Source organism: Candidatus Binataceae bacterium, from assembly GCA_035508495.1.
Classification (GTDB): domain Bacteria; phylum Desulfobacterota; class Binatia; order Binatales; family Binataceae; genus JASHPB01.
On the sequence record DATJMX010000052.1, the window covers coordinates 93,882 to 117,078 of the forward strand.

The window sequence follows — 23,197 nt, forward strand, 5'->3', positions numbered from 1 at the left end:
GACCGATTGGCGCGCGGGGCGCCGTGATGGTTGTTAACCGAGCGCGCGCCCCGAGAAAAGAGCCTCGACGTAACGTTCTGGCCCGTCCTACCGTTGTAGGGGTATTGAGGAGCGTAAGATATGGAATCAACCGTGCGACGAGCGAAAGTTCGTTCTCAGACTCTGATTGCGGTTCGCGATGTCCGGGCAAGCAGCCGATGGTATCAACAATTGCTGGGCCTCGACGCGCTTTCGGAACACCGCCATCGCGACAGATACGATCGGTTGTTTTGCGGCGGCGAGTTGATCCTTCAGATTCATGCCTGGGACGAGGAGGATCATCCAAATCTCATCAATGCCGACGCGGCTCCGCACGGACACGGCGTCCTGCTGTGGTTCGAGCTGGATGACTTTGATGCGGCCGTCGGGCGGGCACGCGAGTTGGACGCGGAGTTCGTCCTCGAGCCGCATATCAATCCGGCGCCGAATCATTGGGAAATGTGGCTGCGCGACGCTGACGGCTACGTGGTCGTGGTAGCGAGTCCGGACGGCACGGCGAAATCGTAGCGGAAGTCTCGCCTTGAAAATCCGCCCGGCTGTCGATATGACGAGCTTTCGAGTCACAGGTGGCCGCGGAGAGATTTTCCCGCCAGCCGCAATCCCGACCTCGAGGAGATACCAATGTCAGTAGCTATCGTCGCGAAAATCAAGGCCAAGGCCGGCAGCGAAGCCCAGGTCGAAGCCGCCTTCAAGGAAATGATCAAACAGGTCCGCGCCAACGAACCCAACACGCTGCAGTACATTCTGCACAAGTCGGTGCAGGATCCGACCACCTTCATTTTCTATGAGCTGTACACCGACCAGGCGGCGGTCGATTCGCACGGCAAGACCGCGCACATGAGAGAACTCGGCGGCAAGATCGGCCCTCATCTCGATGGCCGCCCCGAAGTTCACGTCCTGCAGGAAGTGGACAAGAAGTAGGATTCAGCTACGGCGCGTGGCGTCCCCACGCGCCGCTACCTGAATTCGACGTGACCCACGCTTCTGAAATCGCGAGGCTCGACGCGTGCGCACAGGCTGAGCTGGTGCGCTCGGGCCAGGCGTCGCCGTCCGAGCTGGTCGAAGCCGCAATCGAGCGCATCGAGCGGCTCAATCCACAAATCAACTCCGTCATCTATCCGCGCTTCGACAATGCGCGCGCCGAGGCCGCCGATCAGCGCAAGCTGCCCGACGGGATCTTCCGCGGCGTTCCGTTCTTGCTGAAGGACCTCGGCGAAATGGTCGCGGGCGAGCCTGCCAGCTGGGGATGGAAACCGCTCAAAGATATCGGCTTCAAAGCGCGCTCGACGGCGCATGTCGCCGAGAAGTTTCACGCCGCCGGCTTAATCACGCTCGGGCGAACTACTGTGCCCGAATGGGGTCCGTCGCTCGCGACCGAAACCGCCGCTTGGGGCGCGACGCGTAACCCGTGGAATCTCGAGCGCGGAGTCGGAGGATCGAGCGGCGGCGCGGCCGCCTCGGTCGCCTCGGGGATGGTTCCGATCGCGCACGCCAACGATGCGGGCGGCTCGATTCGTATCCCGGCGTCATTCTCCGGACTCGTGGGCCTCAAGCCCTCGCGCGGGCGTACTTCGAACGGCCCCGCACACGCGGATATCTGGCACGGACTCGGCGAGCATGGCGTGGTCGCGCGCTCAGTCCGCGACGCAGCGACCGCGCTCGACGTTATCAGCGGATACTGCGCGGGCGATCCGTTCACCGCGCCTACGCCGGTACGCCCCTTCCGTCTCGAACCCGGCACGTCCCCGGGAGCGCTCAAGATCGGTTTTATGGATCGCGCCCCCAGCTTTCATCCCGGAATTGACTCCGAGTGTGCAAACGCGGTCCGCAGCACTGCGAAACTGCTCGAATCGCTCGGCCATCGCGTCCAACAAAACCATCCCGCGGTGCTCGACGACGAGAACAACGGCAAGCAAGTGGGAGTCCTGGTCGCGGCCAGCGAAGCTCTCACTGCGGTCGAAGCGGAGAAGATCCTCGGGCGCCCTCTGCTAGCCGACGACTTCGATCCGTGGACGTGGTGGCTCATCGAGCGCGGAAGGAACGTCTCCGCCGTGAGGCTCCTGCTCGCGCGGCAGTGGGTCAACGACTTCACGCGTGCGACTGCCCGGTGGTGGAGCGAGGGGTTTGACATCCTGCTTACATCGACGCTGGCAACGCCGCCTCCGCCGATCGCGGTGTTCAAGCTCGAACCGGGAGATCACGCGACCGAGAGCGGCCGCCGCCAGGCCATCATGAGTCCCTTCACGATTCCCTGGAACGTGGCGGGCAATCCCGCGATTTCGCTGCCGCTGCATATGACGGCTGACGCAATGCCGCTCGGCATCCAGTTGGTCGCAGCCTACGGACGCGAAGATCTGTTGCTGAGGCTGGCGACCCAGATCGAGCAGGCGGCGCCATGGTCCGATCGCCTTCCTTCCATCTTCGGATAAGATTTCCGGTGACGATGCTGCCGCGATATTCTGGTACTCGTGGCTTCTCAACTTGCAATCCTCGGTGGCAAGCCGCTGCGTGAACGGCCATTCCCACGCTGGCCGACTTTCGACGAGCGCGAACGCGAACAGCTTACGGAAGTCCTCGAAGCGGGAAGCTGGGGCGGGTTTCCGTCGCCGAATCGCAAGGCCGCCGAGTTCGCAGCGCAGTTCGCCGCGTTTCAGGGCGCGCGCTTCGCGATTCCGACGACATCGGGCACGACGGCTCTGGAAGCCGCGCTGAAAGCCCTCGGCATCGGCCCCGGCGACGAAGTAATCATTCCCGCGATCACGTTCGCTGCGACCGCCTATGCTCCAGTTGCTTGTATCGCGCGCCCGGTCTTTGCCGATGTGCGCGCTGATACTGTGTGTATCGACCCCGAGTCCGTGAAACGACTCATCACGCGCCGCACCAAGGCGATCATCCCGGTACATTACGGCGCGACGCTCGCCGATCTCGATGCGCTTGCGCAAATCTCGCGCGCACACGGAATTCCAATCGTCGAAGATTGCGCGCACGTCCCCGGAGCGGCGTGGCGCGAGCGCGGAGTCGGCGCGCATGGCGCGCTCGGATGTTTCAGTTTTCAAACCACGAAACCGATGACCGCCGGCGAAGGCGGGATGATCACGACCAACGACGCCGCCCTCGAGCAGCGATGCCAGTCGCTAATCAACTGCGGCCGGCGGCGCCCGGGCGACACATTCGAGGAGCCGCTCCTCGGCGCCAACTATCGCATGACGGAATGGCAATGCGGCGTGCTTATCGCCCAGCTCGCGCGCCTGCCTGAGCAGATCGAAACGAAAAGCCGCAACGCAGCGCGCCTGCGTGAGGGCCTCGACGCGATTCGCGGACTCAAAGCGATCCCGCGCGATCCGCGCACCACGCGCGAAGTGATCTACGCCTTCATCTTCATGGTCGATGAAACCGCGCTGGGCGTGTCGCGAAATCGTTTCGTGCGCGCGCTGCGCGCCGAGGGCATCCCGGCCGGGGTCGGCAACGAACCGGTCTATCGCTCGGCTCTCTTCCCTCGCGAAGTGAAACCGTACCGCGTTGCGTGTGAGCTGGCGGGCGCGGATCCCGATGCGCCCGCCGAATGTCCCGTTGCAGAGCAGCTCTTCGAGCAGGCGATGGTCGCGATTCCGCACGAATGCCTGCTCGGCGATGAGCGCGACGTTGACGATCTAGTCGCGGCCGCCGCCAAGGTCGCGGCGCATGCGCGCGAACTCAAAACCGCGCGGCTCGAGCGCGCTGCGTGACGACGATGGGCCGCCTTCAGGCCGGCGCGGCGCGCGTCAAGCTCGAGCCTCCACTGGGAATCGCGATGGCGGGATACGGCCGGCGCATCGGGCGCGCCTCGGGCGTCCACGACGATCTCGCCGCGCAGGCGGTGGTGATTTCCGACGGCGCTACGAAAATCGCGATCGTAAGCGTCGATGTTCTCGCGATCGGAATTCGAATTGCCGATCAAATCCGCGAGGCTATCGCGGCGAAGACGGACATCGCCGCCGACGCGATCATGATCTGCGCAACGCACACGCACTCGGCCCCGCTTTTCAACATCTTCGCGACGCCTGCGGCTGATGCGAAAGCAGGCGACGATCGCGATCTGGAGTGGGAGCGCGCGCTGCCCGACAAGATTGCGCGCGCCGTCGTCGAAGCCAATGAGCGACTCGAGCTTGCCTCGATTCGAGCAGCCGGCGCACGTTTCACACTCGGAACAAATCGGCGCCTGCGGCGCGCTGACGGGTCGATTCAGAATGCCCCGAACTACGCTGGCGTCGCCGATCCCGAGGCGCTCGCGCTCGGCGTGTATGCCAATGACGGCGCACCGATCGTGATCATCTTCAATTATCCCTGCCACGCCGTCGTGCTGTGCGAGGACAACCTGCTCTATTCGCGCGACTGGCCGGGCTTCGCCGCCGACGAGATCGAATCGACGGCCGAAGGCGAAGGCGCGATCACGATTTTCCTGCAGGGTGCCACCGGGAACATCGATCCGCGCGGCCGTGGCAGCTTCGAAGTCGCAGGCGAGCATGGTACTGCCGCAGGACGCGCGGTGCTCGCTGCGGTCGGCGGGGCGCAAGCAATCGAGGATGCGCCCGTCGCGTTCCGCCGCGTTCCGATCACTCTCAAGCTGCGACCGCTCGATGACCTCATCGCCGATGCACGGCGCTGCGCCGCGCAGACTGAAGCATCACTCAACAACCATCGCGGCGGCGAGGGTATCCAGCTGAAACGACTGCGCGATCAGCATGAACTCTCGCTCACGCAGCTCGCCACGATCGAGGGCCTCGAAGAGCAGAACCGCCGCGATCGCCGGGTCGATCTGGCGCGGCGCGAGATCTCGACCACGCTGACACTGATCACGATCGGCGGTCTCGCGATTGCGGGAATCCCCGGCGAGCTGTTTGTCGAGCTCGGCCTCGCGCTCAAGGCAAATCCGCTCTTCGACCGTACCTTCGTCGCGGGCTACTGCAACGACCTGATCGGATACATCCCGACGCGCGAGGCTTACGCGCAGGGCGGCTACGAAGTCGATACGGCGCGCGTGGCCGAGGGATCCGGTGATGCAATCGTAGCGACGGTTCTAGAGTCACTGATGGCGATGCGATCTGAGAGGCACTGACTTGCGCAGCATCGATCATCACGAAGTGCTGCGGCTGATTACCGAAGGCGCGCAGGTCGTGGACGCGCTGCCGGCTCATGAGTACAACCCCGTTCACCTTCCCGGCGCGATTCATATGCCGCTTGGCAGAGTGCTCCGCGAGGCGCGGCAAAAGCTCGCGCGCGAAACGCCGATAATCGTCTATTGCCGCGATTCATTGTGAGACCTCAGCGCGCGGGCTGCGGCGCAGCTCGAGTATCTTGGCTTCACGCGCGTTCATCACTATCTGCGCGGCAAGGCGGATTGGCTGATGCGCGGATTGCCGACCGAGCCGCGGGCCGGAATCGTCGAGCGAATCCGTCCGCTTCCGTACTTCATCAACAACTTGTTTCCAGGTCCGCGCGATTTGTGGATCTCGGCCACCAGGCGTCACCGCATCGATCAGCTGATGGCCGATGACGTGCCGCGGCTTTCATCCGAAGATCAGATCGCTGCGTCGTCACTGCGGCCTGATTCGCCCCACGCGGTGGTGCTGAATCGCGACGGCGTCCTGCTCGGTGCGATAGAAAAAGCCGGAGTTGAGGGCGCCGCTATCGATTACGTCAATGGCGGTCCGCAAACCGCTCGTCCTGAAATGACGCCGGCACTCGCGGCAAAGCTGCTCAAGGATCATCGCTACATTCTGATCACAACAGGGATGGGAAAGTACCTCGGCCGCTATTGTCTGGAAAACTCAAGTCCTGCGATCGGCGCCGAGCGGACGCAGCAGGAAAAATAGAACGATCGCCATCGCCCAGGCCGCGGCGCCGCCGATGAGCGGAACCGGACCGACGCCCGCGAGCCAGAGCGGAATGGCGTTGCGGCCTGCGATCAACTTCGGCCACAGCTTCGATCCGAGCACGAAACCGCAGTGAAGGCCCGCCGACAGATATACATTTCCGGTTTGCAAAAATGCCTCGCCGAGAACGATTCCCAGCAAAAAGAGGCCGAGCATAACGGGAATCGCGGTCGTCGGATGGCGCATCTGATCGACGCTGTGCGCGAGCGTGATCAATCCGGCGCCCGGCTCGAAGCCGTTCACATAAAACGCCGATGGAGAACGCACCAGGTGCGCAATCGAATACACGGCCGCGCTCAGGATCAACGCGCCCATTCGACCAAAGTCGCGCTTCAAGCCTCCGAGCAAAAACGCGCGGAAGAAGGCCTCCTCCATAATCGCGATCGCGATCGCCGATAGCAGGTATTTCGGAAATCGCGAAGCTGCGGCAGCGAGCGATGCGCTCGCCCAGCCGCCCATCGCGAGCGCCAGTGCTCCGAGTATGGCGATCACGACGAGCGCGGCCACGAATCCTCGCAGTGCGCGCCCCAGGTTGCCGGCGGGATTGGCGAAACCCGCGCTGAGCAGCGGTATGAATCGCAGGCCGCGGCTGTTCCAGAGAAGAGCGACGAAAACTGTGACCATCACGACGCGATCGAAGATGCGGGGGAACGGGATGTGAAAGCCCGCCACCGCGACCAGCATTCCTGCGATCGGTGCGAGCAATACTGCGGCGCCGATTGCGGCCGCGAGCGTTAGCGCCAGTCTGGAAGTGAACGACATGCGGTTTTCCGGCGTCCGACCGATACCGATTGCCCGGGTGCCATGCAAGCCTTCTCCGGTCGCCTTGACCCTGCGGGCAACGGCGGCTACGAATGCGGATGCTTGCGAGGCACCAAGAGGAAGTTGAGCCTGTCGCGGATTCGTCCAGCCAGTTGCGACTGATGCCATCGAAATGGAGGGAGATGCTCGCTGCCGCGATGCGCTCGCGGTGGGTGGCAACAGCCGCTGTCGTCGCGGCTGCGATCCACCTGATCGAGTTGGTGCGCAATACCTATCCGCGCAAATTGCCGGGCCTGGATTTCAGCTCATTTTACTTGTGGGCGTGGACGCTGCGTCATCACATCGATCCCTATCAGACCTGGTTGTTCACGTACGCGAAGACGCTCAACGTCAATATCGGCGTAATTGGTCACGCCGACTATCCGCCCACTTTCCTTTTGATGTTCGAGCCACTCACGTTCCTCACGCCTTCGACGGCATATTTGGTGTGGTGCGGCATCTCGATTGTCCTGCTGATCGCATCGTTAGCGCTGCTGGTGCCGACGACGAAGTCCGTTTCCCGGGCCACAGCGTTGATTGTCATATCGATCGCGCTCTTCTACCAGCCCTTGAGGATCCATTTCATCTTTCAGCAGACACAGATCATGATTTTGTTCATGCTCGTCGTTATGTGGCGTGATTTGCGGCGCGGCAACGATCTCGCCGCCGGTGCGTGGCTCGGAGTCGCGGGACTGCTAAAAGCTTACCCGCTATTCATGATGCTGTACCTGGTCTGCATGCAGAAATGGCGCGCTCTCGGATTCACGATGATTGTGCTCGCAGCCGGTTTTGCGATCACCTTGGCGATTGTCGGGCCAACATCGTTTGGTTTCTTCCATACCGTCATCCGCCACGTCACTCCTGTCCCAGGAACACTCGAGTCGCCGATCGTCGGCATCGACGGCACAATCGTCCGCATTTATCATCGCTTCGATCCGGGCGACGCGTACACTTCGCTCGTAATTCTACGGAACGTCGTCGAAGCGATCCTGGAGCTTGGCTTACTAGCCATCTCGTCGCTTGCAATTCTGAAGTCACGAGGCGATCCGCGCCGAACGGAATATGCATTTGGCTTTTGTATCGCTGCGATGACTGTCTGTTATCCAAACTCGTGGTCGCACTACATGGTTTTGCTGTTGTTTCCGCTCTGCCAGATCGCTTACGCTGCGCTCGCCGGTGAGACGACTGCGATCGTTTCATGGCTGGCACTGAGCGCCTGTCTGCTGGCGGAGGTTTCGGGCGTAACCGCGCACAAGAGCTTCACACATAATCATTTGGAGAGGGGCTTATGGCTAATCGAAGGGATGTTCGTTTCCACGATTATGACCTATATAGCCGCGTATATACTGACCGTTGACAAACGCCCTCCCGCAACTACGGCATCCGAGGATTGCGCATCTTGATTGTCCCTTTGTCGATCGAAAGCCCTTGCTGATGAACGACCTGCCAGGCCGTGTGGCCGCTCAGTTCCGCAATCCGACGGGATTCGCCGGTCGCGTGGCAGGGCGAATCATGCTGGTATCCAATCGCAAGGTAAACCGCTTCGTCGTCGCGCAGCTGCAAATCGATCCCGACGACCGCGTGCTCGAAATCGGCTTTGGCCCGGGCGGATGCATCACGATGCTCGCCGAGTGCGTGACCGGCAGAGGTAAAGTTGCTGGCATCGATCCATCTTCAACGATGATTGCGCTGGCAAGCTCTCGTAATCGACGCTACCTGGCGAATGGGCGTGTCGAGCTCAAGCCAGGTACCGTTTCGGCAATCCCATATCCAAACGACGAGTTCGACAAGGTCTGCAGCATCAATAATATCTACTTCTGGCCCTCATTGGCGGACGACTTACGCGAAATCCGGCGCACAATGAAATCAGGCGGCATTCTAGCGCTCGCCTTCAGGAAGGAACCACGCCCAAACGCTCCACGGGAACCGCCGAGCCTGGATCCACACAAGATAGAATGCCTGCTGACCGAGGCCTGCTTTGGTGAAATACGCATCGAGACATGCAGGATCGCGCCATGGACCGAGGCGTGCGTCCTCGCCCGCAAGTGATTCGATGCCCGCCGTGAAGCCCGGGAAGGTCACGGGCCGCGTGCGCTCGCTCGTCGAATGGGCGGCCAATCGCCGCGATGTGGCGATCATCGCCGCCGCGCTCGCGCTGATCGAGCTCTGCTACATTATCTACCTGCGCCGTCCGCTAATCATCGGGCTGGATTTCTCGAGCTACTACACCTGGGCATTCGCTATACGCCGGCATCTCAATCCGTATCGTGGCGATCTGACTCCGTTGGCGAGCAGACTAGGGCTTTCAATCGGGACCGTTCTTCGAACTAACTACCCGCCGACTACCCTTTTACTGTTCGAGCAGTTCGTGAAATTCAGACCAATCGTCGCTTACTGGATCTGGATCAGCCTGAGCGCCGTCCTCTTCGTTGCGGCGCTGACTCTGATGTTAACTGCTGAGCTACCCATGCCGCTGGCCGCAATTGCGGCTGTTTTCGCGATTTCCTACTTGCCGGTCGATATTCACTTCGTGTTCGCGCAAATCCAGATTCCGCTGCTGTTCCTATTCGTTCTAGTCATGCGAGAACTCCGGCAAAATCGCCAGGACACTGCTGGTTCGATCCTGGCCTTGGCCGGACTGCTGAAGATCTTTCCGATGCTTCTGATTATCTACTTCGTATCCGATCGGCGATGGAAAGGGGTCGCATGCGCCGGACTCGTATTTGTCTTCGGGTTTGTTCTCAGCATGCTGCTCATGGGACGCGATGCACTCGACTTCTTCGGGGCGTTCGTACGTACGGCGCTTCCGGGTCACGGTGCGCCGATCCTGCCGATCGTGAGCATCCCGGGAGCCTATTTCAGATTTTACGAATTCTTCAGCACCAAGGCGGACATAAGGGCACACCACCTTGGATCACTAACGTTTGTAAGTACATTGACGAACCTGCTCGTTCTCGCCTTGGCGCTGCGGGCGGCTCTGCGACTGCGAGAGCGGGGAAAATCACTCGAGCCGGCCTTTGGTCTGTTGATCACGACGACGGTGCTAGTCACACCGATCGCATGGCCGCATTATATGGTGCTGCTCCTGATACCCCTTGCACAATTGGCATTTGCAGCTTATCGCGGCACGGCCACCCGCCTGGCGATCGCTCTTGGCATCGCCGCATATCTGCTGGCTGACGTCGCGATCGAATTATCTCGTATTGAGTATTATGTGTATGGGCATCAAGTTCTGGCCGATCAGATATCTGAGGGCTTGTTTTGGTCAGTAGTGCTCACGTTCGCTGCGTCATATGTAATGATCCTACAAGACTCGCGAAGAGAACCGAGTACAGACACGGCGGCGCTCACTCAATCGTCGCACGCAGCTAGTCCTGCATAACCGATTCGTCCAACCGGGCGCGACTGACCTCGTTGCGGTAGCGACGCCCGTTTAGTACGGCTTGTTCGGAGTTTTCGGCGATGGACGATAACATTGCGAAGGCACGGTCTCGATTCTGGCAAATAGTGAATCGGCCGGAAGCGGCCGCACTTGCTATTGTCGTCGCGATTATCTGGGCTTACCGCGCAATTTGGATCGAGCGCCCGCTCGATATAATTAGACTAGACTTCTCATGTTACTACACGTGGGCGATTGCCGCTCGACGCCATATTAATGCATATCAGAACGACCTTACCCTACTAGGGCTTCATAATGGGGCAATAATCGGTCCAGTCACGCGATCGAATTACCCTCCGACGTTCCTTCTGCTATCGGAACCGCTTTCGCATTTTGCGCCGACTAACGCTCACTGGATCTGGATCATCATGAGCGTCGCGCTGCTCATCGCGGCGACCGTGATTCTACTGGCTGACGATCTGCCCCCGTACTTGATCGCCATCGCCGTTTCGTTGTCGTTCTTGTATAGCCCGACTTATGTTCATTTCGAATTCGGGCAGGCGCAGATACTGATAATGTTCCTGCTGATCCTGGTTCTGCGCGAACTCGAGCGCGATCGCGAAATCACTGCGGGCTTGATTCTCGCCTTCGCGGGATTGTTGAAGGGATATCCGCTATTCATGGCGCTTTACTTTCTTTGCGATCATCGCTGGCGTGCGCTCGCTGCGATGGCAGTCGCGGTGATGTTCGGATTCATGCTGACGGTAGTTATCCTGGGCCCGTGGTCGCTCGGCTTTTTCGCACGACTTCCCAGAGCAATCACCGCCGGAGCAGGGGTGCCGATGCTGCCGATCGTCAGTATCGCGGGCACGATCTGGCGCTGGTTCGGGTACTTCGTGAGCCCGGCAAACGCGAAGTCGCGCTTCGCACTATTGATTCATTTCATCGCAACGGCGTTGGACCTGTGCATTTTCGGCTGGGTGGTGATTGTGACCCTGCGGCTTCGCGCGCGAGGCATCGATCCTCGCAGCGCCTTCGGGCTGCTGATCCCGACGATGGTGCTGCTGATACCCGGCGCCTGGCCGCATTATATGGTCCTGCTGCTGATCCCCTTTGGACAACTCGCGATCGCCGCCTATCGGGGAGAGGCGCCCCGATTGGCGATCGCATTCGGCATCGCAGCATTCGTCGTCGCCGAACTCGCCTATTCAGGCGGGTTCGTAATCTTCGACGCCGGCCATCCGGTGCTTGGAAATGTAGTGATGGAGGGGCTGTTCGTATCGACGATACTTTCCTGGGGCGCCGCGTATGTCCTCGCCGCCGATCTGCTTAGCCGTCGCGCTTCGCCGGGTGTTCGGGATCGCTCCGCGGCTCCAAGACAAGCTCAACCGCAGCCGTACGCGGCGGAGACTCGATGATTTGCATGATCGCAGTGGCGATGTCTTCGGCCGCCATCATCGCCGAGCGATCGATGCGCTTGTTGTTCGGAATCAGCGGAGTATCGACGAGGCCGGGGACGATCACGGACAGCCTAACATTCGCCGGACGGAGTTCCGCGAAAGCGGCGTGCGTGAAAGCGATGAGTCCAGCTTTGGTCGCGGCATAAACCGATTCTCCAGCAGGAAGGCGGCGCGCCGAGGCGGATGCGATATTGACGATCGTGCCGCCGCCCGGCGCCGCACTCATCTTCGCCGCGACCAGGCGCGTGAGCGCAATCGGCGCGCGCAAGTTGAGCGCGATCATTCGATCGATCTCAGTTTGCCGCAGCTTCATGAGCGGCGTGCGCGGCGGTGCCCATCCCGCATTGTTGACCAGGACGTCGATTCGCCCGAAGCAATCGAAGGCGACACCGACGAGATCGTCGGCCGCGTCCTCGGCCGTAAGATCGATCAGCGCGATGAGCGAACGAGCGGGCTCGAGTCCCGAGAGACGCCGCGTTTCTTCGAGCTCTTCGCGCGTGCGCGCCGCGATGCATAGCGAGAACCCGGCATGCGCCAGTGCCACCGCGATCGCGCGCCCAATGCCGCGACCCGCGCCGGTTACGATCGCGACACGATGCTCGTGCTTCGGGTTATTCATGACGTAATCAAAGGGCGCCTGCGAGCGAGCCGCACTTGCGCTCGGCGCGATCGTCGCACAGACTTGGCACATCATAATGAGGCGCACGGCGGCCATCCATCAACCACCGCAACTTATGAATCCGCAGGTATTTCGCGAATATGACATCCGCGGCGTAGTCGAAAACGATTTCGATGACGACTTCGTCGTAAACCTCGGCCGCGCCTACGCGACGATCCTGACGCGCGCCGGCAAGCGCACGATCACCCTCGGCCGCGATTGCCGCCTCAGCTCCGACGCGCTGCGCGATTTGCTGCTGGAAGGTATCCTCGCCGGCGGGATCAACGTGGTCGATATCGGAGTCGTGCCCACGCCCCTGCTCTACTTCTCGATGCTCCATTGGCAGATGGACGGCGGCGCGATGATAACCGGCAGTCACAACGCCGCCGAGTACAATGGCTTCAAGCTGGGTGTCGGCACGACGACGATTCACGGCGCGCAGATCCAGGCGTTGCGCGAGATCATCGAGGCTGGCGATTACGTAAAGGCCGCGGCGCCGGGAAAGCTGAGCGCGCGGCCGGTAATCCCCGATTACACGAATTACATCACGTCACGATTTCACTTTCGCAACGGCCTGAAAGTCGCCGTCGACGGCGGCAACGGATGCGGCGCCGCCGTCGCGGTGCCGATCATGAAACAGCTCGGCATCGAGGTTATCGAGCTCTACACCGAGATGGACGGGCGCTTCCCGAATCATCATCCCGATCCCACCGTCGAGGAGAATATGCGCGATCTCGTCGCGGCCGTGCGCGACAATGCAGCGATTGTCGGGATCGCATACGACGGCGACGCCGATCGAATCGGCGCGGTCGACGAGAACGGACGCATCGTATGGGGCGACGAGTTGATGGTCGCATTCTCGCGCGCGATTTTGAAGGAACGCCCGGGCGCGGCGATCATCGGCGAAGTGAAATGCTCCCAGCGGATGTACGACGACATCGCGCATCACGGCGGCCGTCCGATCATGTGGAAGACCGGCCACTCGCTGATCAAGAGCAAGCTGCGCGAGGAGCAGGCCGCGCTCGCCGGCGAGATGAGCGGGCACATGTTCTTCGCCGACCGCTACTACGGCTTCGACGACGGGGTTTACGCCTCGTTCCGGCTGCTCGAGATCATCAGCAATGAAAAGCGCGGCCTGGGCGAAATTCTCGGCGATCTACCGTCCAGCTATTTTACGCCCGAGATTCGCCTCGATTGCAGCGACGACAAGAAGTTCGACGTGGTGCGCCGCGCGAGCGAGTTTTTCAAATCGCAATACGAGACGATCGACATCGACGGCGTGCGCGTGAACCTCGACGGCGGATGGGGCCTCGTGCGCGCGTCGAACACGCAGCCCGCCCTCGTTATGCGATTCGAAGCGACCAGCCCCGAGCGGCTCGCCGAAATCCGTGCGACGTTCGAGCGCAAGCTGAAAGAGCTCGGCGCGTTCTGATTTTCGATGCCGCGAGCGAGCAAGCTTCTGGTTAACGCCACAGCCTCCGCGCTCATCATCGCGGGCGGGCGCGGCACTCGATTCTGGCCCGCGAGCCGCGAGGCGCGCCCCAAGCCGCTCTTCGCGCCCGATGGCAAAACGAGCCTGCTCGCGGAAACGATCGCGCGCCTGAGTCCTCTGATACAGCCGGAACGAATCTTCGTGCTGGTTGCCACCGCGCACGCGAAACCGTTCCGCCGCGAGGTCACGGGACGAATCCCGTCGCGCAACCTGATCGTCGAGCCTGTCGGCCGCAACACCGCGGTTGCGATCGCATATGGCGCTGCAGTCATCAAGCGGCGACTCGGTCCCGGAACCATCGCGGTGATGCCGGCGGATCATATGATCACGCCCGCGCAGGGCTTTCGCGCCACGATCGCAAGCGCAATTCGCCTCGCCTCGGAGCGCAGCGCGATCGTTGTGATCGGCGTGCCTCCGACGCGGCCGGAGCCTGGCTTCGGCTATCAGCAAATCGGCGCTCCCGTGGGCGAAGGCTTCAAAGTAGCGCGATTCGTCGAGAAGCCCGCGCTCGCGCTCGCAGAGCGCATGGTTAAGTCCGGTAAGTACCTGTGGAACGCCGGGATGTTCGTCATGTCGAGTACGACGCTCGATGCCGAACTCGAAGCGCACGCACCCGCACTGAAAGTCGCAGCCGAGCGGCTCGCAAAATCGTCGAAAGCGATCGTCGATCGCGAATATCCGAAGCTCAAGTTCGATTCGTTCGATCGCGTCGTCGCCGAGAAGAGCCGCAACGTGCTCGGCGTGCGAGCGCGCTTCGAATGGCACGACGTAGGCTCATGGGACGGCCTGATTACAGCGGTAAGCGGCGCCGGCAAATCGTTCGCGCGCGGCGAGGTAATCGCGATGGAAGCGGAGCGTTACCTCGCGCACTCGCACTCGCGCCTGATGGTGCTGTTCGGCGTAAGCGACGTGATCGCAGTCGATACCGGAGACGCCATCTTGATCGCCCATCGCGAACATTCATCGCGCCTCGGCGAAGTAGTCAAGGAACTAGAACGCCGCGGCCTCCGCCGCTACTTGTAAACGAACCTAGGACAACTTCGACTCGGCTTCGTTTCTGGTCTCCTTTCTCGCGCAGGAAGAACGAGGCGGCCTGTGCCGCTACATCTGAAACAGCTCTTATTAGGCGAAGTGGCGTTCGCTTCTGGTCGCCCTTCCCGTGCGGGAAGGGGTTAGGGGTTAGGTCGTATGTCTTTGACTTTACGAATCCAAAACCCAAAGATCGACCTGACCATCTTTCCCTTCCCGCACGAGAAGGGAAGGTTGGCCTGTCGACACTATCTGCAAAATCGTCGGTTGTTTCGCCTTCGACCTTGCAATGGACAGATTGGCAATCAGTCGATCGCCTGTGGATCGCACTTGAGCGCGATCTGGCGTAGCTTGCTTTCGTAGTTGGAATCCTGGGCTGCGATTTCGTGCAGCACTTTCGCGGTTGCTGTATCGAAGGCCTCGAACTTGATCGCCGTGCGATGCATGTCGTCGCCGAGCGTGCCCAGCTCATTGAGATCGCCGCTTAACCGGCCCCAGTCGTTCGAGCCCTCGTGTGCAACACCCGCCGGAGGACGCGCCCACGCGTTGCGATCGGCGAGGATCGATTTGAGCGACTTCAGGTGCTCGGCCTGATGCTCCGCGAGTTGCTCCACCGCGGATCGATCCTGCGGATAACGGCACATCGCGGCATGCCGCCGCAGCCGATCCACCAGCGCTTCGATTCGTCCCGTCAGCTCCGCCAGCTCGATGCTGTCGTCCACATTGCCCGCCGCCGATGGGCGCAACCAGTCGAACAATCCCATAGCCGTCGCCATGCTCCCCCGTCATTGGCCTCGAATTGCGCGCGGCCCTCGACGCGCGCTCAAGCCACTTCGCGAGTTTACGTATCGGGATTGAGATACATCCGCAAGAGCAGGCGGTTGATTGACGATTCGCGATCCCATAGGTTGTTACTTAACCAATTGGTAAAATACATGGATTCGCAGGAGACTTGACGTGCCGAAGGAAATGAAAATTACAAGCCGCGACGAGCTCGATGATCGCAGCCTCGTCATCACGCGCACCTTCGACGCGCCGCGCGAGCTGGTCTTCGACGCCTTCACCGATCCCAAGCGCATCGCGAGCTGGTGGGGTCCGCGAGGCTGCACGGTAGTTTCCTGCGAAATGGATCTGAAAGTCGGCGGCTCATGGTCCATCGCGATGCGCTCGCGGCGCGTCCTCGACAACTACAACCATCGCTATGGCGGCACCGGCGACGGCGACTGGATCGTCGAGCGTCAGCGCGGTGGGTATCGCGAAATCGTCAAGCCCGAGCGCCTCGTCTTCACTTACACGTTCCTCGACCAAGCCGGGCAGCCGATTCACGAAACTCTCGTCACGATCACGCTTAGCGACGAACGCGGCAAAACCAAGCTGATGCTGCATCAGGCGAGCTTCGAGAGCAGCTCGGTCTGCGACGATCACGTGACAGGATGGAACGAGGCGCTCGATCGTATGAGCGAGGCGCTCGCCGCCTAGTCGCCGGGATCGGAGTACAGGGTGCCGAGCGCGAGTTGCTGCGGCTCCTGCGGCGGCGTGAGCAGCGCGCGCACGAGGGACGATTCGCGCTTGAAAAATCCCGCAGTATGAAACGAATCGCCAAGCCTCAGCAGCGAGTAGTCGAGGTAGTGCCCGACCTCGTGCATCAGCGTGCGCAGGAACGTGCGCGGCTTGACGACGTCATGACGCTGCGCCGTGCGCATCCAGAGGATGATGTTCGGCGGCGTGCGCCTCACGCGATCGTAAGGATAGAAGAGCCCGTGCAATTCGCCGCGCGCGTTATGCGGCCGCACGCCTCGCACCTGCACCTCGACGGGCGGCACACCCAGCAGCCGGCACACCTCGGCCGCGAGCGCGCGCGCATGCGGTCCGATGCGCGCGACTTCCTCGCTTTCGAGCGCGGTCATCAGCGCCGTCAGGATTCGCCGCGCGCCCGGACTCGGCGCCAGGTCGAAATGATCGATTGCGTCGCTGCTTAGATAGATGCGCTTCTGATGGCCCGAGAGCCGGTGAAAATACGCCGGCAGATTCGACTTTGGTCTCGCGACCGTACTGGTAGCCACCGCCACCTCCGTCCCCCACTTCCTGCGGACCTTCCGCTTCCTTATCATCCATGGAGTCGAGCCGAGGGGCAATCGCGATGGAACTCAAGACTGTGGAAATCGTTAAACCTGCCGATGCCAACGTGATTGTCGGCCAGGCGCATTTCATCAAAACCGTCGAGGACGTTTACGAGGCCCTGGTACAGGCCGTGCCCGGAATCAAGTTCGGCGTGGCATTCAACGAAGCCTCGGGTCCCTGCCTGATTCGACATACCGGAACCGATGCGGCGCTCGAGCGCGCCGCGATCGATGCGGCCTCGGCAATTGCGGCGGGGCACGTCTTCGTCGTCATGCTCGGCAATGCGTTCCCGGTCAACGTGCTCAATCAAATCAAGTCGGTGACGGAGGTCTGCACGATTTTCTGCGCCACGGCGAATCCGCTGAAGCTGGTCGTCGTAGAAGAAGATGGAGCCCGCGGCGTGATCGGCGTTATCGACGGCAGCTCGCCCAAGGGCGTCGAGGGCGAGGCGGAAGAGACGGAGCGGCGCGCGATGCTGCGCCGGTTCGGCTACAAGCAGTAGGCGCACTGCACCGGCGATGGACCACACGGTGCGCCGCGGCTAGCCTTGAGCTTGTGAACGGCGCGGATTTTCCTCATACGCGCGCGGCGCCATGAGCCGCGGCGAGGGCGGCGGATGGCTGGTGGACGAGAGGTAAAGGGCGGCAAGCCCGCGGCGCAAGGCGCCAGGTCTGCGCAAAGCGCCAAGCCTGCGAGTGCGAAGCCGCGCGCATCGGCACAGAAACCCGCGCGCCGCGAATGGCGCATCCGCGGATGGCGCGTGCGCAACATCGCCGCCGCAGTCTTCCTGACCATATTTTTCGGACTCGGTTTTTACCTCGCGCAACTCTACGCCGAGATCTCGACGATGATCGCGCAGCGCGAGGCCGCGCTCACCTCCGCGATCTATTCCGCGCCAGCTCCGCTTCGCACCGGCGACGACGTCGAACGAATCGGTTTATATAATCGCCTCGATCAACTGAGCTACACGCTCACCCCGCTCGCGAGTGCGCCCGGTGAATATTCCGCCAACCCGCGCGCGGTCTCGATATATGTGCGCGCCTTTCGCGTCGGCGTGAAGGACTATCCCGCGCGCGTCGTGCGAATCATCCTCGACAAGACGCGGATCACCGACGTTGCCGACGCATATGGCGTTGCGATGCAGGATGCGATGCTCGAGCCGGAAGTGATCGGGCGTTTGATGGCGGGAGCGCCGGCCGAGCGCGTCGAAGTCTCGCTCGACCAGCTCAAGCCTTACCTGGTCAAGGGATTGCTCGCGACCGAGGATCGGTATTTTTACTACCATCCCGGATTCGATCCGATTCGTATCGTCAAGGCTGCGATCGCCGACGTGCGCGCGCATCACCTGGTCGAAGGCGCGAGCACTCTCACCCAGCAACTCGCGCGAACCTTCATGGAGCGCCGCGAGCGCTCGTTCAGCCGCAAGTTCCGCGAGTTCGCCGTCGCGATAGTCCTCGAGCTGCGGCTGCGCAAATCGGAAATCCTCGAGCGCTATATCAACGACGTCGACATGGGCTCGTACGACGGCACGCCGATCGAGGGGATGCCGCAGGCGGCGCGGCTTTTCTTCAACAAGGATTTGCAGGAAGTCACTCCAGCCGAGGCCGCGATTCTGATCGGGATGGTGCGCGCGCCCACGACCTACGATCCGCGGCGGCATCCTGACAACGCGCTCAAGCGGCGCAACACCGTGCTCGGTATCATGGAGAACAACGGCGTAATCGACGAAGCGGCCTACAAAGTCGCGATCGCAACGCCGATTGAGACCGTGAAGGCGCCCGGCCTCCGGCGCGCGCCCTACTTCACCGACTTCGTGACCGCCTTCGTGCAGCATATCCCCGGCTTCAACGGCGATTTCGCCGGACTCAAGGTTTACACGACGCTCGACACCGTGATGCAGGCCGACGCCAACGACGCGATCATTGAAAATCTCGCGCGCCTCGAAAAATCGCGTCACCGGCTCGCGCATGCGAACCCGAAAGACAAGCTGCAGAGCGCGATGGTCGCGATCGACGTGGATACGGGCGCGATCCAGGCGATGGTCGGCGGGCGCAACTACTCTGAGAGTCAGTTCAACCGCGCTGCGCTCGCGGAGCGTCAGCCTGGCTCTGCGTTTAAGCCGATTGTCTATTTGTCAGCGCTCGATCCGAGCCGCGCGCCCTTCTCGCCACCGCTCACGCTCGCGTCGCTCCTGCCCGACGAGCAGATGTCGTTCAACGGATGGACGCCGGCCAACTATGAGCGCACCTATCAGCCGCAAGTGACGGTCGCCGAGGCGCTGATCGAATCGCTCAACGTGCCGACTGCCTATGTCGGCAATGAACTCGGCGCGGGAAGGATCGTTCGCACCGCGCATGAGCTTGGAATCGGCGCCGATCTTCCGGCCGTACTGCCGATCTCGATCGGCGCCGACGAAGTCACTCTGCTCGAGCTGGTCGGCGCCTACCAGGCCTTCGCCAGCGAAGGAATTCTGGAAGAGCCGTACGCCGTTGAATCGGTAGTCGATGCGAAAGACCACCAGATTTACCATCACGAGGACGTCTCCGATCGCGTCATCAAGCCCCAGGTCGCGTTCCTGATCACAGGCGCGTTGAAAGCCGTTCTGCGCTATGGCACCGGTGCGAGCTCCGGCCGCCTCGGCCTCGACTTCCCGGCCGCGGGCAAGACCGGCACGACGCAGGACTACAAGGACGCGTACTTCATCGGCTACACGCCGCGAATCGCAGCCGGCGTGTGGGTGGGATTCGACCAACCCGAGAGTATCGGCCTGACTGGCGCGCAAGCCGCACTGCCGGCGTGGACGCAATTCATGATCGATTCCGCGCCGGCAGATCCCGAGGATTTCCCCGAGCCTTCCGGCATCACCTACGCGACGATCGATCCCGAAACAGGCGGCCTCGCAACGTCATCGTGTCCGCGCGCCGTGTCATTGCCGTTCCTGGTCGGCACAGCGCCAAGATTCATGTGCCCGGTCCACGGTGGCATCCTCGCCTCGGCGCCCTCGCCACCGCCAGCATTCTCAACTTCGCCAATGCCAGCATCGAATCCACCGCCAGTAGCGCCGGTGGCGTCGGCACGCCCCTCGAACTCCGATGTATTCGGCGCGATCGGCCACTTCTTCGGCAGCATCTTCCATCACTGAGCGCTGGTCCTGATGATTCCTCTCTTTTATCCCTGAATATCTAGCGGGGCGGGCGACCCGCCCAGCATTATGATGCGCGGAGTTCACTTCGGGCCACCTTTTGTTGATTCAATTCGAAGGCGCGCGGCGCGCCGACTTTACGGCGGGCTGGACGCCCACCCCACTGATTTTTTCGGATTCTCAGGCAACCGGACTTCGCCGGCAAAGCGGAGGAGGTCATGTTTTGGAGGTGAGATGTAAGTTATTGAGAACGAGCAGAATGTGAGCACGAAAAAGAAAGCGCGGAGGCCGCATCGCGCCCTCCGCGCCCTGCCTGGCAGAGCCTTAGTGGCTCTCCTCCAGGCGCGCTGGGGTGAAGAAATCCTTGTCCACTACCCCGGAATTGATGTACCAGCATTCGCTGTTGCCGCTGGTGCTCGGCGAGTACACCGTCGTCGAGAAGCCTGTAGTCACATCCTCATCGACCATCGCGGTCTGGAACATCCGCTTGTAGGGCCAGACCGCCACGCGGGCGTATGGCGTCGAACGATCGCGGTAGGCATGGAAGGTCGCAATCGTTTTCCACAACTCGCCGTTGGGGTGAAACAGATCCGAGGCCGTGATGAACCAGCCTTCGGAATCGATATACAGAATCCGGCGCGGGACGATTACCTGGTCGGAGAGCGGCGAGCGCGGCTTGGCGTCGGCCTCGATAATATACACGTTGCGCATCTGCCAGTTCTCCGGACAGACGCTGCGGCCGCCGTCGTAAGGGCACGGCTGCTCGGGCGAGTTCGCCGCGTCGGTCACCGCGAGCATCGGACGCTCGCCCAGCAACCGATAGCTATAGTCGGTTAACTTCGCGTCGAAGCCGAACGAGGAATCCGGATCGAGCGTTGAGGCATAAGTCGTTGCCCCCGCTACTCCGCCCGCGGACGAGCCTGCACCGCCCCGCGACGCAACGCCAAAAGCGTCGGAGAGTTCAGTCGCAGGCAGACGGCGCAGCCGCCGAGTTTCCGGGCTGTACTCCCATACCTGATCTTCGACGTTGGGCTGCACGAAACCTTCGCGCACGATTCCCGCGCCGTGCATCTCCTCGGGCTCGAGCACCGGGAAAACGCCCGAGCGATACGCAATGCCGGTCTGGTAGATATCGTTATCGATCGGCATAGGCGCGACTTCAGTACGGCCGATACTCTTGTAAAACCCAAAGTTACCAAAGGTCATCGCTTCGACGGATCCGCTTTGCCCCGGGCGATGACTGATCACCTGGACATTGCGCGCATCGACATCGTCGGTATAGAGCGGGCGGAACTCGAAGTTCCACATGATCTTCTGCGCCGCGTATGGATCGTTAACATCGACCAGCGGGAACGGCAGGCCGGCCTTGTAGTTCTGGATATTGCCGCCGACGGTGAGCTGAACTTGCGGCGAGTATTGCTCAGTCGCGGCTCTGTAGGGCGGCGGCCAGTCAAGATGAGTAGTCGGAACAATCTTCATGACCATGCCCTGCTGCACGAGCATGTAATTTCCGGGACTCACGAGATTTGCGACCTTCGTCGCGTTGGCACGGGTGATGACGTCGCCGGGTCTGACCTGCGCGCTCGCTGTCGCCGCGATGACGAGAATCGACGCGGATGCGAACGCAAGCATCAATTGAGAACGGAATCCCTTCATATGCCTGTACCTCGAGTGGCGCCTTGCGCGCCTGTGGCGGTGTGAATCGACGCGCGGTGAATACTCGCCGCTGACAGGAACAGAGCAAATCGCAGACCATCGCCGTCACGATCTTGGATGCAGATGCACGCGATGAAGGTACGCAAATGCTGATCGCGGAAGCTCCTGAATAGCCTCGCGCGCGGCTGGAGCCGCAGGCGCAAGCCGCAGGCGCAAGCCGTAGGCGCAAGCCGTAGGCGCAAGCCGCAAATCGGGAGAGGCTATTCAGCAGCGCAGGCGATTTTTGGAAAAGTACCTCGCCGGGCTTAAACGGCCTGTCCAGCCGACCAGCCGCTGGACCATGCCCACTGGAAGTTGTAGCCGCCTAGCCATCCTGTCACGTCGACGGCTTCGCCGATTATGTAGAGGCGCGGCACTTTCCGCGATTCCATCGTTTTCGACGAAAGCTCGTCGGTGTCTATTCCACCGACCGTCACTTCCGCTTTCGCAAATCCTTCCGAGCCCAATGGTGTCAGATGCCACCGCTTGAGGCCTTCGCTTGCCTGGATAATCACGCGATCGGGGAGATTTGCTATTGCACCCGATGGAAATGAATCGGCGATCGCATTGGCAAGGCGGCCTGGAAGAAGTTCGCCCAAAATGGTCTTAAGCTCAGCTTTCGGACGAGTCCGCTTGCGATCCTTCAGGAGAGCTTCGGCGTCGATCGCCGGAGTCAGATCGATCGAAATTGAATCGCCCGCGCGCCAATACGATGAGATCTGAAGTATCGCCGGCCCCGACAAGCCGCGATGCGTGAACAGGATACTTTCATGGAAGCTCGCGCGGCCGCATGAGACGATCGCATCGCTCGAGACGCCGCTGAGCGATCGGCAAAGCTCCAACGTGTCCGACTCGAACGTGAGCGGGACGAGTCCCGCGCGCGGCCCGACTATCTTCAGTCCGAAGCGGCGCGCGATATCGTAGCTGAAGCCGCTCGCACCCATCTTCGGAATCGAAAGGCCGCCGCTCGCGAGCACTACTGCCTTGGCGGTGAATATCTCCTTGTCGGTTTCGATTCGGAAGCGGTCGCTTTTCATAATATCGCGGACCCGATAGCCGCAGCGCAAATCGACATGCCCCGCGGCGCACTCGTTTAGGAGCATCGCAAGGATTTCGCGCGCAGAACCATCACAGAAAAGCTGGCCGAGAGTCTTTTCGTGATAGCCAATCCGATGGCGCTCAACGAGCGCGACAAAATCACGCTCCGAGTAGCGGCTCAGCGCCGACTTGCAGAAGTGCGGATTGCTCGAGATGAAATTCGCCGCGCTGACCTCGAGATTGGTGAAATTGCATCGCCCACCGCCCGAGATGAGGATCTTCGCGCCCGGCTCGCGATTATGCTCGAGCAGCAGCACACGCCGCCCGCGCTGCCCCGCCGTCATCGCGCACATCAGCCCGGCCGCACCAGCGCCGATTATCACCGCATCGAAGTCAGTCACAGAAAACCACTAAGAACACAAAGACACTAA

The 23,197-nt window shown here is 61.5% G+C and carries 22 protein-coding genes; 16 read left to right on the forward strand and 6 right to left on the reverse strand.

What is annotated here, in order from left to right; genetic code table 11:
* The first annotated feature begins 120 nt into the window (after positions 1 to 120).
* The 7 genes from VMA09_17080 to VMA09_17110 all read left to right on the forward strand — a co-directional run bounded on the left by VMA09_17080 (position 121) and on the right by VMA09_17110 (position 5,891).
* Positions 121 to 546 carry a VOC family protein gene (locus VMA09_17080; protein ID HUA35326.1) on the forward strand — a complete coding sequence of 142 codons (426 nt, stop codon included), beginning with the start codon at positions 121 to 123 and terminating at the stop codon, positions 544 to 546.
* 114 nt (positions 547 to 660) lie between these two features.
* Positions 661 to 960, forward strand: a complete 300-nt coding sequence (locus VMA09_17085; GenBank protein ID HUA35327.1) for a putative quinol monooxygenase — start codon at positions 661 to 663, stop codon at positions 958 to 960.
* Positions 961 to 1,010: 50 nt separating this feature from the next.
* Positions 1,011 to 2,468 (forward strand): amidase, encoded by a 1,458-nt coding sequence (locus tag VMA09_17090; protein ID HUA35328.1) that lies wholly within the window; start codon positions 1,011 to 1,013, stop codon positions 2,466 to 2,468.
* 39 nt (positions 2,469 to 2,507) lie between these two features.
* A complete protein-coding gene (locus VMA09_17095) occupies positions 2,508 to 3,764 on the forward strand; it encodes a DegT/DnrJ/EryC1/StrS family aminotransferase (protein HUA35329.1) in 1,257 nt (418 codons plus the stop codon).
* Positions 3,765 to 3,769: 5 nt separating this feature from the next.
* A complete protein-coding gene (locus VMA09_17100; GenBank protein ID HUA35330.1) occupies positions 3,770 to 5,134 on the forward strand; it encodes a neutral/alkaline non-lysosomal ceramidase N-terminal domain-containing protein in 1,365 nt (454 codons plus the stop codon).
* Position 5,135: 1 nt separating this feature from the next.
* Positions 5,136 to 5,336, forward strand: a complete 201-nt coding sequence (locus VMA09_17105) for a rhodanese-like domain-containing protein (protein HUA35331.1) — start codon at positions 5,136 to 5,138, stop codon at positions 5,334 to 5,336.
* An 87-nt stretch (positions 5,337 to 5,423) separates the two neighbouring features.
* Positions 5,424 to 5,891, forward strand: coding sequence for a hypothetical protein (locus VMA09_17110; protein HUA35332.1), 468 nt, complete (start codon positions 5,424 to 5,426; stop codon positions 5,889 to 5,891).
* Here the strand turns inward: VMA09_17110 and VMA09_17115 are convergent.
* Complete coding sequence (locus VMA09_17115; GenBank protein ID HUA35333.1) at positions 5,847 to 6,713, reverse strand: CPBP family intramembrane glutamic endopeptidase; 867 nt, start codon at positions 6,711 to 6,713, stop codon at positions 5,847 to 5,849. The genes VMA09_17110 and VMA09_17115 overlap by 45 nt on opposite strands.
* A gap of 161 nt (positions 6,714 to 6,874) precedes the next feature.
* On the opposite strand from VMA09_17115, the gene VMA09_17120 reads away from it, so the two are divergent.
* From VMA09_17120 to VMA09_17135, 4 genes are all read left to right on the forward strand, one after another.
* On the forward strand, positions 6,875 to 8,155 hold the full coding sequence (locus VMA09_17120; GenBank protein ID HUA35334.1) for a glycosyltransferase family 87 protein: 1,281 nt from the start codon (positions 6,875 to 6,877) through the stop codon (positions 8,153 to 8,155).
* Between the two features lie 31 nt (positions 8,156 to 8,186).
* Positions 8,187 to 8,801, forward strand: a complete 615-nt coding sequence (locus VMA09_17125; GenBank protein HUA35335.1) for a class I SAM-dependent methyltransferase — start codon at positions 8,187 to 8,189, stop codon at positions 8,799 to 8,801.
* A 4-nt stretch (positions 8,802 to 8,805) separates the two neighbouring features.
* Entirely contained in the window at positions 8,806 to 10,134 is a 1,329-nt protein-coding gene (locus tag VMA09_17130; GenBank protein ID HUA35336.1) for a glycosyltransferase family 87 protein, read from the forward strand.
* A gap of 80 nt (positions 10,135 to 10,214) precedes the next feature.
* Positions 10,215 to 11,549, forward strand: a complete 1,335-nt coding sequence (locus tag VMA09_17135; protein ID HUA35337.1) for a glycosyltransferase family 87 protein — start codon at positions 10,215 to 10,217, stop codon at positions 11,547 to 11,549.
* Here VMA09_17135 and VMA09_17140 read toward each other — a convergent pair.
* Entirely contained in the window at positions 11,461 to 12,210 is a 750-nt protein-coding gene (locus VMA09_17140) for an SDR family oxidoreductase (protein HUA35338.1), read from the reverse strand. The two genes, VMA09_17135 and VMA09_17140, sit on opposite strands and share 89 nt — an antisense overlap.
* Before the next feature lie 115 nt (positions 12,211 to 12,325).
* Here VMA09_17140 and VMA09_17145 point away from each other — a divergent pair, with 115 nt between their 5' ends.
* Both VMA09_17145 and VMA09_17150 read left to right on the forward strand, forming a co-directional pair.
* The gene (locus VMA09_17145) at positions 12,326 to 13,681 is read left to right on the forward strand and encodes a phosphomannomutase/phosphoglucomutase (GenBank protein HUA35339.1); all 1,356 of its coding nucleotides are present in this window, start codon (positions 12,326 to 12,328) and stop codon (positions 13,679 to 13,681) included.
* Positions 13,682 to 13,687: 6 nt separating this feature from the next.
* Entirely contained in the window at positions 13,688 to 14,764 is a 1,077-nt protein-coding gene (locus VMA09_17150) for a sugar phosphate nucleotidyltransferase (GenBank protein HUA35340.1), read from the forward strand.
* Between the two features lie 311 nt (positions 14,765 to 15,075).
* On the opposite strand, the gene VMA09_17155 is transcribed toward VMA09_17150, so the two are convergent.
* Positions 15,076 to 15,546 carry a hypothetical protein gene (locus VMA09_17155; protein HUA35341.1) on the reverse strand — a complete coding sequence of 157 codons (471 nt, stop codon included), beginning with the start codon at positions 15,544 to 15,546 and terminating at the stop codon, positions 15,076 to 15,078.
* Positions 15,547 to 15,739: 193 nt separating this feature from the next.
* On the opposite strand from VMA09_17155, the gene VMA09_17160 reads away from it, so the two are divergent.
* Complete coding sequence (locus tag VMA09_17160) at positions 15,740 to 16,249, forward strand: SRPBCC domain-containing protein (protein ID HUA35342.1); 510 nt, start codon at positions 15,740 to 15,742, stop codon at positions 16,247 to 16,249.
* On the opposite strand, the gene VMA09_17165 is transcribed toward VMA09_17160, so the two are convergent.
* A complete protein-coding gene (locus VMA09_17165; protein HUA35343.1) occupies positions 16,246 to 16,833 on the reverse strand; it encodes a hypothetical protein in 588 nt (195 codons plus the stop codon). The genes VMA09_17160 and VMA09_17165 overlap by 4 nt on opposite strands.
* Positions 16,834 to 16,910: 77 nt before the next feature.
* Here VMA09_17165 and VMA09_17170 point away from each other — a divergent pair, with 77 nt between their 5' ends.
* Positions 16,911 to 17,393 (forward strand): adenosine-specific kinase, encoded by a 483-nt coding sequence (locus tag VMA09_17170; protein ID HUA35344.1) that lies wholly within the window; start codon positions 16,911 to 16,913, stop codon positions 17,391 to 17,393.
* Positions 17,394 to 17,507: 114 nt separating this feature from the next.
* Positions 17,508 to 20,033 (forward strand): transglycosylase domain-containing protein, encoded by a 2,526-nt coding sequence (locus VMA09_17175; GenBank protein HUA35345.1) that lies wholly within the window; start codon positions 17,508 to 17,510, stop codon positions 20,031 to 20,033.
* A gap of 324 nt (positions 20,034 to 20,357) precedes the next feature.
* On the opposite strand, the gene VMA09_17180 is transcribed toward VMA09_17175, so the two are convergent.
* Both VMA09_17180 and VMA09_17185 read right to left on the reverse strand, forming a co-directional pair.
* Positions 20,358 to 21,689: a DUF1329 domain-containing protein gene (locus tag VMA09_17180; GenBank protein HUA35346.1), complete on the reverse strand. Its 1,332-nt coding sequence runs from the start codon at positions 21,687 to 21,689 to the stop codon at positions 20,358 to 20,360.
* Between the two features lie 305 nt (positions 21,690 to 21,994).
* Complete coding sequence (locus VMA09_17185) at positions 21,995 to 23,167, reverse strand: NAD(P)/FAD-dependent oxidoreductase (GenBank protein HUA35347.1); 1,173 nt, start codon at positions 23,165 to 23,167, stop codon at positions 21,995 to 21,997.
* Between the last annotated feature and the right edge of the window lie 30 nt (positions 23,168 to 23,197).

Bases quoted from the DNA above. Each gene is read 5' to 3' on its own strand.
- VMA09_17080 (HUA35326.1), top strand. From the start codon at position 121: ATGGAATCAACCGTGCGACGAGCGAAAGTTCGTTCTCAGACTCTGATT.
- VMA09_17085 (HUA35327.1), top strand. From the start codon at position 661: ATGTCAGTAGCTATCGTCGCGAAAATCAAGGCCAAGGCCGGCAGCGAA.
- VMA09_17100 (HUA35330.1), top strand. From the start codon at position 3,770: ATGGGCCGCCTTCAGGCCGGCGCGGCGCGCGTCAAGCTCGAGCCTCCA.
- VMA09_17110 (HUA35332.1), top strand. From the start codon at position 5,424: ATGCGCGGATTGCCGACCGAGCCGCGGGCCGGAATCGTCGAGCGAATC.
- VMA09_17115 (HUA35333.1), bottom strand. From the start codon at position 6,713: ATGTCGTTCACTTCCAGACTGGCGCTAACGCTCGCGGCCGCAATCGGC.
- VMA09_17120 (HUA35334.1), top strand. From the start codon at position 6,875: ATGCCATCGAAATGGAGGGAGATGCTCGCTGCCGCGATGCGCTCGCGG.
- VMA09_17125 (HUA35335.1), top strand. From the start codon at position 8,187: ATGAACGACCTGCCAGGCCGTGTGGCCGCTCAGTTCCGCAATCCGACG.
- VMA09_17130 (HUA35336.1), top strand. From the start codon at position 8,806: ATGCCCGCCGTGAAGCCCGGGAAGGTCACGGGCCGCGTGCGCTCGCTC.
- VMA09_17135 (HUA35337.1), top strand. From the start codon at position 10,215: ATGGACGATAACATTGCGAAGGCACGGTCTCGATTCTGGCAAATAGTG.
- VMA09_17140 (HUA35338.1), bottom strand. From the start codon at position 12,210: ATGAATAACCCGAAGCACGAGCATCGTGTCGCGATCGTAACCGGCGCG.
- VMA09_17145 (HUA35339.1), top strand. From the start codon at position 12,326: ATGAATCCGCAGGTATTTCGCGAATATGACATCCGCGGCGTAGTCGAA.
- VMA09_17150 (HUA35340.1), top strand. From the start codon at position 13,688: ATGCCGCGAGCGAGCAAGCTTCTGGTTAACGCCACAGCCTCCGCGCTC.
- VMA09_17155 (HUA35341.1), bottom strand. From the start codon at position 15,546: ATGGCGACGGCTATGGGATTGTTCGACTGGTTGCGCCCATCGGCGGCG.
- VMA09_17160 (HUA35342.1), top strand. From the start codon at position 15,740: ATGAAAATTACAAGCCGCGACGAGCTCGATGATCGCAGCCTCGTCATC.
- VMA09_17170 (HUA35344.1), top strand. From the start codon at position 16,911: ATGGAACTCAAGACTGTGGAAATCGTTAAACCTGCCGATGCCAACGTG.
- VMA09_17175 (HUA35345.1), top strand. From the start codon at position 17,508: ATGGCTGGTGGACGAGAGGTAAAGGGCGGCAAGCCCGCGGCGCAAGGC.
- VMA09_17180 (HUA35346.1), bottom strand. From the start codon at position 21,689: ATGAAGGGATTCCGTTCTCAATTGATGCTTGCGTTCGCATCCGCGTCG.